At 64.8% G+C, this 11755-nt stretch carries 12 protein-coding genes; 5 read left to right on the top strand and 7 right to left on the bottom strand.

All coding sequences use genetic code 11. The features are described from left to right. Window positions 1-34: 34 nt before the first annotated feature. Window positions 35-1534, bottom strand: a complete 1500-nt coding sequence (locus BLQ71_RS06035) for a peptidoglycan-binding protein (protein WP_074621082.1) — start codon at window positions 1532-1534, stop codon at window positions 35-37. A 167-nt stretch (window positions 1535-1701) separates the two neighbouring features. On the opposite strand from BLQ71_RS06035, the gene BLQ71_RS06040 reads away from it, so the two are divergent. The 5 genes from BLQ71_RS06040 to uvrC all read left to right on the top strand — a co-directional run bounded on the left by BLQ71_RS06040 (window position 1702) and on the right by uvrC (window position 6623). Further along, window positions 1702-2499: a S49 family peptidase gene (locus BLQ71_RS06040; RefSeq protein WP_043136018.1), complete on the top strand. Its 798-nt coding sequence runs from the start codon at window positions 1702-1704 to the stop codon at window positions 2497-2499. Further along, window positions 2496-2690: a hypothetical protein gene (locus tag BLQ71_RS06045; RefSeq protein WP_043136021.1), complete on the top strand. Its 195-nt coding sequence runs from the start codon at window positions 2496-2498 to the stop codon at window positions 2688-2690. Before BLQ71_RS06040 ends, BLQ71_RS06045 begins: the two co-directional genes overlap by 4 nt. Window position 2691: 1 nt before the next feature. After that, window positions 2692-3639, top strand: coding sequence for a calcium/sodium antiporter (locus tag BLQ71_RS06050; RefSeq protein ID WP_074621083.1), 948 nt, complete (start codon window positions 2692-2694; stop codon window positions 3637-3639). An 11-nt stretch (window positions 3640-3650) separates the two neighbouring features. Then, window positions 3651-4442, top strand: coding sequence for an SDR family oxidoreductase (locus tag BLQ71_RS06055; protein WP_074621084.1), 792 nt, complete (start codon window positions 3651-3653; stop codon window positions 4440-4442). A 309-nt stretch (window positions 4443-4751) separates the two neighbouring features. After that, window positions 4752-6623, top strand: coding sequence for an excinuclease ABC subunit UvrC (gene uvrC, locus BLQ71_RS06060; protein WP_069209285.1), 1872 nt, complete (start codon window positions 4752-4754; stop codon window positions 6621-6623). Window positions 6624-6819: 196 nt separating this feature from the next. Here the strand turns inward: uvrC and BLQ71_RS06065 are convergent, their stop codons facing one another. From BLQ71_RS06065 to BLQ71_RS06090, 6 genes are all read right to left on the bottom strand, one after another. Beyond that, window positions 6820-7251 (bottom strand): acyl-CoA thioesterase, encoded by a 432-nt coding sequence (locus tag BLQ71_RS06065; RefSeq protein WP_074621085.1) that lies wholly within the window; start codon window positions 7249-7251, stop codon window positions 6820-6822. After that, a complete protein-coding gene (locus BLQ71_RS06070) occupies window positions 7248-8006 on the bottom strand; it encodes a TIGR02186 family protein (RefSeq protein ID WP_074621086.1) in 759 nt (252 codons plus the stop codon). The genes BLQ71_RS06065 and BLQ71_RS06070 overlap by 4 nt, the downstream gene beginning before the upstream one ends. After that, window positions 8003-8917 (bottom strand): sulfite exporter TauE/SafE family protein, encoded by a 915-nt coding sequence (locus tag BLQ71_RS06075; protein WP_043136032.1) that lies wholly within the window; start codon window positions 8915-8917, stop codon window positions 8003-8005. The genes BLQ71_RS06070 and BLQ71_RS06075 overlap by 4 nt, the downstream gene beginning before the upstream one ends. A 73-nt stretch (window positions 8918-8990) precedes the next feature. Continuing rightward, on the bottom strand, window positions 8991-9956 hold the full coding sequence (locus tag BLQ71_RS06080) for an ABC transporter permease (RefSeq protein WP_043136033.1): 966 nt from the start codon (window positions 9954-9956) through the stop codon (window positions 8991-8993). 52 nt (window positions 9957-10008) lie between these two features. Further along, the gene (locus BLQ71_RS06085; RefSeq protein ID WP_074621087.1) at window positions 10009-10638 is read right to left on the bottom strand and encodes a LysE family translocator; all 630 of its coding nucleotides are present in this window, start codon (window positions 10636-10638) and stop codon (window positions 10009-10011) included. Beyond that, window positions 10638-11732, bottom strand: coding sequence for an ABC transporter permease (locus BLQ71_RS06090; RefSeq protein WP_043136036.1), 1095 nt, complete (start codon window positions 11730-11732; stop codon window positions 10638-10640). The genes BLQ71_RS06085 and BLQ71_RS06090 overlap by 1 nt, the downstream gene beginning before the upstream one ends. Between the last annotated feature and the right edge of the window lie 23 nt (window positions 11733-11755).

The following is an 11755-nucleotide window of genomic DNA, read 5'->3' on the forward strand; positions in this document are numbered from 1 at the left end:
TGGGTATGTGATGAAAGAAGCCCGCGCAGCGGTGCTATCGCCATTCCATGCGGCAGTTCACCAGCAGCCCAAGGGCGCCGCGCTGGCAGACCTTGACTCGCCGTTTCCTGGGCTTCGCCTGTTCCTCGGCCAGCCAGCCGTCATAAAGTTCGCGGCTGTCCTCGATCAGTCTTGCGCGCTGGCTTGCGTTCAGGTGGCCGGAGGCGGGAAAGCCCCGCGCCTGTTGCCAGTCCCGGATGGCCCTGCGCGAGTTCGGCCCCAGATCGCCATCGACACCTCCGGGATCGAAGCCGGCCAGCGTCAGGCGGCGCTGGATCTCTTGCCGTGCGGCGCGATCCAGGTTCAGGCGGGCCTCGTCCGCCTCTGTCGCAAGAGGGGCGATCAATGCGGCGGGCGTGGCGGTCGGGGGCGGAGCCTCGGTGCGGGGCGCGTCCGGCGCAGGCATGGGGCGGGCACCTGCGAGGGCCTCGAAGAACTGACCATTGCTCATGCCGGGGCGTTCGGGAATGTCCCTGATCGGCATGTCGGGGGGAAAGAAGAAGAAACGGTAGAGGGGCGAGTTCGACAGCACGCCGACGTCAAGGAATTCCACCTTGCCCAAATGGCTGCGTTGCGCGGCGTTGTTTTGCTGAACCAGACGGCACTTGCTCATTGCCTCGACGTGAAAGAAGTCTCGCGTCGTGATCCTGAGTTCTCCGGCATCCCATTTCGCGCTTTCGATCAAGTCGAGGTTCGGCCCCGTCGTGCGGTTGAACATGGCCAGAACGCCGGCATTCGGGGAGCCGTTGGTACAGGCATTCAGGACGGCGCGGTGCCGGTCTGTTGCCGGGAAGCCGACGGGGAACACCTCGATGTTCCAGGTTGCGGCCTCCTGCACCGTCCGGACATAGCGCATCTCTTCGGGCGGGGTGCCGAGAATGGTCAGGAACAGCGCCTGGGGAAAGATGGACTGGCCCATGCCCCTCATGCTGGCCAGGCGTTCGACGCTCTGAATTGCAACGCGGTATGCGTCGTTCACCGCGTCTTCGGTATAGTCCCCCCGTGGCACGACAAGACCGGGGGCGTGAAATCCCAATGTGCCGCGCGGGTGCAGGCGGCGTTCGGGCAAGATGATGTCCTCGAAGGTGCGAAACGTGCCGTACATGAAGGTGAGGGCACAGGCGCTTTCGCAGGTCCGGTCCGGCCCAACGGCGGTTCGAATGCCGATACTGCCGATCACATTGCCCAGTTCGATGCCCTCAAGGTAGCTGCCGCCGTTGCTGTCGAGACAGAGTGTCCGGATACCGTCGGTGCTGCCACTGCCTGCAAAGGCGGGTTCCCATCCGTTTCGCTTGGCAAAGCTGCGCAGCTTGTCCGCATCGCCGTCCCGGATCTCTTCGGTCAGCGTGGCATCGCATTGCATGATCGCATCGCCGCCCGGGGTAATTGTGGCAGCCAAGGCCGAGGCCGGCAGGAACAATGCCGTCAGGACCAGAAACTGGGCCAGGAACAGGGCAAGGCCTGCTCGGCAGGGGTGTCGCGGTTCATCAAGCATCGTGAAGCAGTCTTGGGACCGTCGGGCGGCTTGGCAAGAAAAACCTCGGGTGTGGTTGTCCAGCAGGTTGGCAACATCGCGCGGCGTCAGAGGTAAATGCACCACAACGCGGCGTCTTTTCGGCCCCTGCCTTGTTTGTCCCCTGCACGCTCTCTACATGCCACGCCATGAGACGTTGGGTTCCCTTCATGAAATCCGTTCCGCGGGTGTCCGTCGTGCGCCTGCAGGGCGCTATCGGCGTCCCCGGACGGTCGAGTATCTCTGACCGCTCGGTTGCGCCGTTGCTGGAAAAGGCCTTTCGGTCGAAACCCGACGCGGTCGCGCTGGAAATCAACTCGCCCGGCGGGTCGCCGGTGCAAAGCTCGCTGATCGGGTCCCGCATCCGCAGGCTGGCAGAGGAACACGAGGTGCCCGTGCTGGCCTTTGTCGAGGATGTCGCGGCCTCTGGCGGCTACTGGATCGCCAGTGCGGCGGACGAGATCTGGTCCGACCCCAGCTCGATCCTGGGGTCGATCGGGGTGATCTCTGCCGGTTTCGGCCTGCCGGTCTTCCTGCAACGGCAGGGGATCGAACGGCGGGTTCACACGGCGGGCAAGTCCAAGAGCATGATGGACCCGTTCCAGCCTGAAAAGGAAGAGGACGTGGCCCGTTTGAACCGCCTGCTGGAGCAGCTGCACGAGACCTTTATCGGCCATGTGAAGTCCCGGCGGGGCGACAAGCTGACCGAGAACCCCGACCTCTATACCGGCGAGGTCTGGATCGGCCAGGCGGCTGTGGACGAGGGGCTGGCCGATGGCATCGGTCACCTTGTGCCGCTGATGAAGGACCGTTTTGGCGACAAGACCCGGTTCAAGCGTTACGAGGCGCGCAAGCCACTGCTGCCGCGCCTTGGCGCGCAGGCGGTTCAGGGCGCGCTGGGCGAAATCGAGGAACGCGCGGACTACGCGCGGTTTGGCCTGTCTTGATCGTCAAGATCGTTGCCCTTTTCCTGGTGTTCATCGCCGTGCTGGGATTTTTCGGAAAGCTCCGGATCCCCGGTGCCAAGCAGCTGGGCCAGCTGCGTGACCGCGCCCGCCTGAACGCCACGAAATGCCCGAAATGCGGTCGCTACCGCATCGGCAAGGGGCCTTGCGACTGTCGAAAGGGTGACAACTGAGATGGTCTACGTCTACGCGGTTCTTGGTCTGCTGATCCTGCTTCTGGCGGGGGACGCGCTGGTCAAGGGGGCGGTGAATCTCTCCCTGCGGGTCGGTATCCCGGCCCTTGTCGTCAGCCTGACCATCGTCGCTTTCGGCACCTCGGCGCCAGAGCTGCTCATTTCGATCAAGGCGGCGCTGGAAAACGCGCCGGGCATCGCGCTGGGCAACGTGGTGGGGTCGAATACCGCCAACGTGTTGCTGGTCCTGGGGGTGCCGGGGCTGATCACGGTCATGCATACCAGCCAGTGCGACACGCGCACCAGCTATCTGCAGATGATGGGCGGCACTCTGGTTTTCATCGCGCTGGGCTTTCGCGGTGTTTTCGACATGACCGCCGGCCTGATTCTTCTGGCGCTGCTGCTCGTCATCCTGGGCAGCCAGCTGCGCACCGCGCTGCGGCACCGCGCCGAAGGGCAGGCCGACGAAGAGCTGGAAGAACCGGAGGGCGCGGACCCTGACATGCCGTGGTGGCGGATCGGCCTGTACCTGGTGCTGGGCCTGATCGGCCTGCCCCTTGGGGCCGACCTGCTGGTCGACAGCGCCGAGGAGATCGCCCGCATGTTCGGCGTCCCGGACGCGGTGATCGGGCTGACGCTGGTGGCGCTGGGCACCTCCCTGCCGGAACTGGCGACGACGGTCATGGCCGCGATCCGCCGGCAGGCCGACGTGGCCATCGGCAACGTGATCGGGTCGAACCTGTTCAACCTGCTGGCCATCATCGGTGTCGCGTCCCTGATCGCCCCGATCCAGGTCGGGCCGGGCTTCCTGCAGTTCGACTTCTGGGTGATGCTGGGGGCCTCGCTGCTGCTGCTGCCCTTCGTCTATTTCGGACGTGACCTCGGGCGGATCTGGGGCTTTGTCTTGTCGGCGCTTTATCTGGGCTATGTCACAGTCGTATTGCTGTGACGGAGAACCACATGGGTGATGTGAAAGGGCGCGCGCTGGTGACCGGCGCGGGCCGGAGGCTGGGCCGCGCAATGGCCGAGACACTGGCCGCGCAAGGGCATGCCGTGGCGGTGCATTATGCCGGGTCCGAGGCCGCTGCGCAGGAGGTCGTAGCCGGGATCGAGGCGCGTGGCGGTCAGGCCGTGGCCTTGCAGGCGGACCTGCTGGACGAGGCGCAGGCGCAGGCCTTGCTGCCGCGCGCGGCAGAGGTGCTGGGCGGTTCGGTGACGGTTCTGGTGAACAACGCCTCCGTCTTTGAATACGACGACATCGGCAGCGCCACGCGGAATAGCTGGGACCGGCATTTCGAAAGCAACCTGCGCGCGCCCTTCGTGCTGATCCAGGCCCTGGCCGCCCAGGTGCCCGATCCCGCGCTGGACGCGAGAGGCGAGCCGGTGGCGCAGGGCCTGGTGGTCAACATGATCGACCAGCGGGTGCGCAAGCTGACGCCCGAGTTCATGAGCTACACCCTGGCAAAATCCGCGCTCTGGACCCTGACGCAGACCGCGGCACAGGCGCTGGCGCCACGAGTGCGGGTCAACGGGATCGGCCCGGGGCCGACCCTGCAAGGCGGACGGCAGGACGCCGGGGCCTTTGCCCGGCAGAGGGCGTCGACGGTGTTGGAACGGGGCGCCGACCCCGAGGACATCACAGCCGCGCTGACCTACCTTCTGGGGGCGAAAACCGTCACCGGCCAGTTGATTTGTATTGATGGCGGCCAGCACCTGGGATGGCAGACACCCGACGTTGTAGGTGTCGAATAGGGGGATGCGCCCCAGAGTTGTGCACGGGTCACAAAGTCTTAACAAAAGCGTTACGAAAAGGTAAATGGTCTCAATGGCTTGCAACGTGACAGCTTTTTTGTGACCTGAAATCAAAGCCTTACGTAGTCGCCTAAAAATTAGGCATCTCGGCGAAGTGGGCCGTAAACAAGGAAAAAATCCACCTACCCGGATTTTGCCCGCAGAGTTATCCACATATTCGGTGGATGTTTAAGTGCTTGAAACGGCCTTCGTTGCATTGCAGCACGGGCAAGGAATCGCGCAACTCGCATATCAGCAGGAATACCACCATTGTGTGAGCAGAACGGGGAACAGGACCGCGTGCCAAAGGGCCACGAGATCATCCACGGATACCTCAAGACGCTGGACTCTTCGCCCGGTGTCTATCGCATGCTGGATGAGCAGAGCCGCGTGCTTTACGTCGGCAAGGCGCGCAATCTCAAGGCGCGGGTGTCGAGCTATGCGCGGCCCACGGGGCATTCGCGGCGGATTGCCCGGATGATCTCGGAAACCGCGTCGATGATGTTCCTCACGACCCGGACCGAGACCGAGGCGCTGCTGCTTGAACAGAACCTGATCAAGCAGCTCAAGCCGAAGTTCAACGTGCTCTTGCGGGACGACAAGAGTTTTCCGAACATCCTGGTGACCGATCATCCCTTTCCGATGATCAAGAAGCATCGCGGCGCGAAGAAAGAGAAAGGCGCTTATTACGGGCCCTTCGCCAGCGCCGGTGCGGTCAACCGGGTGCTGAACCAGCTGCAAAAGGCCTTTCTCCTGCGCAACTGCACCGACAGCATGTTCGAGACGCGCACGCGGCCCTGCCTGCAGTACCAGATCAAGCGCTGCACCGCGCCCTGTGTCGGCAAGATCTCGGAAGAGGACTATGCCCGCAGCGTGAAGGACGCGCAGCGCTATCTCTCGGGCAAGTCGACCGAGGTGCAGGAGCGGCTCAAGACCCAGATGGCCGAGGCCTCGGATGAAATGGAGTTCGAACGCGCCGCTGCCCTGCGCGACCGCATCCGCGCCTTGACGCAGGTGCAGACATCGCAGGGGATCAACCCGCAGACGACGGCCGAGGCGGATGTGATCGCGTTGTTCATGGAGGGCGGGCAGGCCTGCGTGCAGGTGTTCTTTATCCGGGCGAACCAGAACTGGGGCAACAAGGACTACTACCCGCGCGTCGGTGACGAGATCGACCCCGCCGAGGTCATGCAGGCCTTCCTGGGCCAGTTCTACGACCAGAAGGACCCGGCGCGGCTGATCCTGCTGTCGCATGGGATCGAGGACGAGGACCTGATGTCAGAGGCTTTGGGTGACAAGCTGGGCCGAAAGGTCGAGATCGCGGTGCCGCAACGGGGCGAGAAGGCCGAACTGGTGGACGGCGCCCTGCGCAACGCCAAGGAAAGCCTTGGCCGCAAGATGGCCGAGACGGCGACGCAGGCAAAGCTGCTGCGCGGGCTGGCCGAGGCCTTTGACCTGGACGCGCCGCCGCAGCGGGTGGAGGTCTATGACAACAGCCACATCCAGGGCACCAACGCGGTGGGCGCGATGATCGTCGCCGGGCCGGATGGCTACATGAAGAACCAGTACCGCAAGTTCAACATCAAGGGCGATGACCTGGTGCCCGGCGATGACTTCGGGATGATGAAGGAGGTTCTCAAGCGGCGCCTGACGCGGCTGCAGAAAGAGGACCCGGACCGGAACAAGGGGTTGTGGCCCGACCTGATGCTGATCGACGGCGGCGCGGGCCAGATCAGCGCGGTGGCCGAGATCATGGCCGAACGGGGCGTCGATGACCTGCCCTTCGTCGGTGTTGCCAAGGGGATCGACCGCGATGCCGGCAAGGAGGAATTCCACCGCCCCGGCCAGCGCCCCTTTGCCCTGCGCCACAACGATCCCGTTCTCTACTTCGTGCAGCGCCTTCGAGACGAGGCCCACCGCTTTGCCATCGGCACGCACCGCGCGAAACGGGCGAAATCCCAGATGGCCAACCCGCTGGACGAGGTGCCGGGCGTCGGCGCGGCCCGCAAGCGCGCCCTGCTGGCGCATTTCGGCTCTGCCAAGGCGGTCAGCCGCGCCAACCTGGCCGATCTCAAGGCGGTGGACGGCGTGAGCGGGGCGCTTGCGGAACGCATCTACGCCTATTTCAACGAAAAGGCGTGATCCAGTTGGCACGCCTGCGGCGTGACAGGGGAGCTTGCGTGGCCGCAAGCCAGTGAGGGGCGCTGCCCCTCTGTGCTATGCACATTCACCCGGGAGGTATTTTGAGCCCAAAGAAGCCCAAGGCGTGCGACTGGTGTTTCTTTTGGCAAAAAAATACCTCCGGGGGGATCGGGGGCTGGCCCCCCGTCCTCTCCTCTCAGCCGCGCAGGGTATCGAATGCGGCGCGGAGCGTTTCGGGAATGGACGTCGGGCGGCCAGCCTCGCCGGTCAGGACCTGGGTGAAGAACCCTTCGGCACTGGCCGTTTCCTCGTCGTTGCGAAACAGGCCGACCTCGAAGCGGACCGATGATGTGCCGAGGTGCCCGATGCGCAGCCCGGCATGGACCAGGTCAGGAAAGCCGGTTTCGGAGTGGTAGCGGCAGCCGGTTTCCACTGTCAGCAGGCGGAGCGCCTCAGGTCCGCGGATGTTGATGCCGTTGTCCATCTGCCAGAGGCTGATGCCGGTGTCGAAGAAGGAGAGGTAGGTGGCGTTGTTCATGTGCCCGTATTCGTCGTTGTCCATCCAGCGGGTGGGCAGAGTGCGAAAGGCGCGGTAGTCGGCGCGGGTGCCGGGCGGTGTGCGTGTCATTGTGACCTCAGGATGCGGAAGGCGGTGGACGCGCCCCAGCCCGCGGCGATGGCGATGAAGAGCGACATCAGGCCATAGACGAAGGGCTGTTGCCGGGAGAGGACGTAGAGCCAGCGTTCGAGGCCGACCTTGCGCACCTCGATTTCTGTTTCGTAGGTGTTGATGACCCTGCCGCCACGGGTCAGGAAGATGCGCGTGGGATAGCTGCCCTCGGTCAGGTTGGCAGGCATCGAGATGGCGGTGTCGAAAAGCGTCTGTTCCCGGACCGTTACCGTGTTTTCCAGCAGCTGGTAGGTGCCTTCGCCGGTGCGGATGCGGATCACCGCTTCGGTAAAGCTCTGTGCGTCGGGAACGTCCATCGGGGCGCCGACGGAGCGGATGGCGCGGGGGATCGAGACCTTGTGGCGGAGGTCTTCGGTTTCCGAGATCACCTGCGCCCAGGGGGCCGAGGTGGCGATGGCGTAAAAGCTGGGTGCGGCATCGACCTCGACCGCGTGGGCATTGACCCAGATGCCAAAGCGGCGGGCCTGGCGCCAGACCGTGACCGGCTGCTGCGGACCGGCCACGGAGACGATGACCTGCAGCGGCTCGGCCTCGATCGGGGTTTCGCGCTTGATCGCGCCGAAGATCAGGATGTCGGAACCGTCGAAATCGGTGGAAATCTGGACGATTTCCTTGCTGAGGCCCAGCACGACCTGTTCAGCCTTTGCGGGCAGGGCGAACGCCAGCAGGATCAGCAGCAGCAGGCGCATCAGTGGCTCCCTGCCGCGGAAAGGACGTAGAGTTCGGACGGGGTCAGCAGCAGGTCAAGCGCGAGCTTGCCGCAGACCAGCAGCACCAGTCCGGCCAGGAGGATGCGCAGCTGTTCGGCCTTCAGCCGCATCCCGATGGCGGTCCCAGCCTGCGCGCCGAGCACGCCGCCGACCAGCAGGACCACCGCCAGCACCACGTCCACCGTGTAGTTGGTGGTGGCATGCATCATCGTGGTAAAGCCGGTGACGAAGATGATCTGGAAAAGCGACGTGCCGATGACGACCTTGGTCGGCATGTTGAGCAGGTAGATCATGGCGGGCACCATGATGAACCCGCCGCCCACACCCATGATCGCCGCCAGTACCCCGACCGCGAGACCCACCAGCAACGGCGGGATCACCGAGATATAAAGCCCCGAGGTGCGGAAGCGCATCTTGAAGGGCAGGGCGTGCACCCAGTTGTGCTTCTTGCGTTTCGGTGGGGTGCCCCGCCGCGACTTGCGCAGCGCATTGAGGCTTTCGATGAACATCAGGGCGCCGATGATGCCCAGGAAGACGACGTAACAGAGGTTGATCAGCAGATCGACCTGGCCCAGCGATTTCAGGTAGTTGAATAGCACGACCCCCAGCGCAGCCCCTATCAGCCCGCCTATGAGCAGCACCGTCCCCATGCGCAGATCGACGGTCCTTCGTTTCAGATGGGCCATCAGACCGGAAACCGAAGAGGCGACGATCTGGTTGGCGCCGGTGGCCACGGCCACGGCGGGGGGCACGCCGATGAAGAACAGCAGCGGCGTCATCAGAAAGCCGCCGCCGACGCCGAACATGCCCGACAGGACGCCCACCAGCCCGCCAAGGCCGAGAAGGACGAAGACGTTGACCGAAACCTCGGCAATGGGGAGGTAGACCTGCATGAGCAAAGTTAGTCCCATGTCGTGGGATTATGCAAGCGCAGCACGGGGGCCGCGCCCGGGGGGCTGGCGGGGCCTATCTCTCCTTGACGTAGGGCTCTCCGCCGGCGCGCGGGGGAATGGCCTTGCCGACGAACCCCGCAAGGATCACGACGGTCAGGATGTAGGGCAGGGCGTCCATGACCTGTACCGGCACGGTAAAGGCGCCCAGGTCGATGTTCTGGAAGCGCAGCGCCACCGCCTGCAGGAAGCCGAAGAGCAGGCAGGCGCCAAGCGCGTACCAGGGGCGCCATTTCGAGAAGATCAGCGCGGCCAGCGCGATATAGCCGCGCCCTGCCGTCATCTCCTTGCCGAAGAAAGGCTGCAGCCCGGTGGCCATGTAGGCGCCCGCGATGCCGCAGAGAATTCCGCAGATCGCGACGGCGGCGAAGCGCAGCCCGACGACGGAGACGCCGGCGGTGTCCACCGCCTCGGGCGCCTCGCCCACGGCCCGCAGGCGCAGGCCAAAACGGGTGCGGAACAGCACCCACCATGTGGCGGGCACCAGCGCGAAGGCCAGGTAGACAAGCGGTGCGTGCCCGGACAGGAGGTCGGAATAGATCGGACCCAGGACGGGCACGTCGCGCAAACTGTCGGCAAAGGGCAGGTGCCATTCCGACAGGCGCGCGCCATCGGTCAGGGTGGGCGTCTTGCCGCCCTGCCGGAACCAGTTTTGTGAGATCAGCACCGTCAGGCCGGAGGCGAGGAAATTCAGCGCCACACCGGAGATCAGCTGGTTGCCCCGGAAGGTGATCGAGGCCAGTCCGTGAATGGCCGACAGCGTCAACGAGGCGGCGATGCCCGCCAGCAGCCCGATCCAGACGTTCCCCGAACTGTAGGCCACCGCCGCCGAGAAGAAGGCGGCGATCAGCATCTTGCCCTCAAGCCCGATGTCGAAGATGCCCGCGCGTTCCGAGAACAGCCCGGCCAGACAGGCCAGCAGCAGCGGGGTCGACAGGCGGATGGTCGATTCAAGGACCGGGATGAGCGTGGCAAGATCCATGTGCGGTGTCAGCCTCTTGGTTCGAGGAAGTGCGGATGAGCGGGGCGCCTGGTCATGGTCGTGCCAGCGCCAGACGAAGGGCGGCGAAACAGAAGAACGCCCCGAGCGCCCCGTCGATGGCACGCCGGGCGCGCAGGTAGAGCGCGACCATCGGGCGGGTCGAGAAGGTCAGCGCGTAGAACGCATGGATCAGGGCCGAGTTCAGGGCGGCGCCAAGCACGAAGAGCGCCGCGACAGGCCAGGGGGCGGTGCCACCGAGCGCCAGCGTGACGATGGACAGGTAGGCGAGAATGGCTTTGGGATTGCTCACCTGTAGCAATAGGCCCCGCCGGTAGAGCCCGGCGGGGCTGCCGCTGAGCATGGTCACGGGCGGGGCTGCGCCCGGGGTGGTGGCAGAGCGCAGGGACTTGTACCCGAGCCAGGCCAGGTAGCCCGCGCCCAGGAACTTGATCAGGGTCACGGCATGGGCCCATGTCAGGATCAACGCGCCAAGGCCCGCGATGGCGCCCGAGGCCATGAGGATCGAGCCGGTCACGATCCCCGCGCTCATGGCAAGTGCCTGCCGTCGGCCAGTGCCCATCGCGGTGCCGATCACCGCAAGCACGTTGGCCCCCGGAGAGGCAAGTGCCAGCGCGTGCACGCCCCAGGCGAGCAACAGGGAGGGCAGGTAGTCGGCCAGCATCAGGCCTTGCCCTTGCGAAGGGCCAGGAACAGTTTTTCCAGAGGCATCCGCACCATGTTGTCCAGCGCTCCGGTAAAGAGGATCACCAGCGCCTGAATCACGGTAATCAGCTGCTGCGGGATGCCGGTCCAGAAGGCCAGCTCAAGCCCGCCCTGGTAGAGAAAACCAAACAGCAGTGCCGCCATGAAGATACCGAAGGGGTGCGAACGCCCCATGAGCGCCACGGCGATGCCGATGAACCCCGCGCCTTCGGAGGCGTTCAGAACCAGCCGTTCGGCCTCTCCCATCGTGGCGTTCAATGCCATCATGCCCGCAAGCCCGCCCGAGATGAGCATGGCAATGACGGTGATGCGGACCGGCGAGATGCCTGCGTAGCGTGCCGCGCTTTCGGAATGGCCGAAGGCGCGGATCTGATAGCCCAGCCGCGTACGCCAGATCAGCAGCCAGACGGCGAAACAGGCCAGAACGGCCAGGAAGAAGGAGACGTTGACCGGGGCCGAGCGGAACAGGACCGTGTCGGCGGTCGAAAACATCTCCTGGAAGGTGGGCAGGTGGGTCGGTTCGGGGAACGGGCCAGAGGCCGGTTCCATCGCGCCGCGCGGGCGCAGCATGTTCACGAGGACATAGTTCAGCACCGCCGCGGCGATGAAGTTGAACATGATCGTGGTGATGACGATATGGCTGCCGCGCTTGGCCTGAAGGTAGGCCGGGATCAGCGCCCAGGCGGCGCCAAAGACACCCGCCGCCACCGTCGCCCCCACCAGCGCCAGCGTCCAGTGGGGCCAGGGCACGTAAAGACAGACCAGGGCAACACCCAGCCCGCCCAGAAGCACCTGGCCTTCACCGCCGATGTTGAACATCCGCGCGTGAAAGGCCACCGCCACGGCGAGGCCGGTGAAAATGAAATTCGTCGTGTAATACAGCGTGTTGCCGATCCCGCGCGAGGAGGTCAGGCTTTCCTTGACCATGATCGAGAAGGCCTCGACCGGGTTGTGCCCGATGGCCAGGATCACCAGCGCCGAGATCAGCGCCGCCAGCAGGATGGAAATCAGGGGCACGAGCACCGCGTCGGCCCAGGCGGGCATCTTATCCATTCTGCGGTTCCTTAAGCAAAAAC

This window comes from Antarctobacter albus, assembly GCF_900101505.1.
GTDB lineage: Bacteria > Pseudomonadota > Alphaproteobacteria > Rhodobacterales > Rhodobacteraceae > Antarctobacter > Antarctobacter albus.

Excerpts from the sequence above, each read along its gene's own strand:
- BLQ71_RS06075 (WP_043136032.1), bottom strand. The coding sequence starts at position 8,917 with ATGCAGGTCTACCTCCCCATTGCCGAGGTTTCGGTCAACGTCTTCGTC.
- BLQ71_RS06090 (WP_043136036.1), bottom strand. The coding sequence starts at position 11,732 with ATGGATAAGATGCCCGCCTGGGCCGACGCGGTGCTCGTGCCCCTGATT.
- BLQ71_RS06085 (WP_074621087.1), bottom strand. The coding sequence starts at position 10,638 with ATGCTGGCCGACTACCTGCCCTCCCTGTTGCTCGCCTGGGGCGTGCAC.
- BLQ71_RS06040 (WP_043136018.1), top strand. The coding sequence starts at position 1,702 with ATGAGACGTTGGGTTCCCTTCATGAAATCCGTTCCGCGGGTGTCCGTC.
- BLQ71_RS06050 (WP_074621083.1), top strand. The coding sequence starts at position 2,692 with ATGGTCTACGTCTACGCGGTTCTTGGTCTGCTGATCCTGCTTCTGGCG.
- BLQ71_RS06080 (WP_043136033.1), bottom strand. The coding sequence starts at position 9,956 with ATGGATCTTGCCACGCTCATCCCGGTCCTTGAATCGACCATCCGCCTG.
- BLQ71_RS06055 (WP_074621084.1), top strand. The coding sequence starts at position 3,651 with ATGGGTGATGTGAAAGGGCGCGCGCTGGTGACCGGCGCGGGCCGGAGG.
- BLQ71_RS06035 (WP_074621082.1), bottom strand. The coding sequence starts at position 1,534 with ATGCTTGATGAACCGCGACACCCCTGCCGAGCAGGCCTTGCCCTGTTC.
- BLQ71_RS06065 (WP_074621085.1), bottom strand. The coding sequence starts at position 7,251 with ATGACACGCACACCGCCCGGCACCCGCGCCGACTACCGCGCCTTTCGC.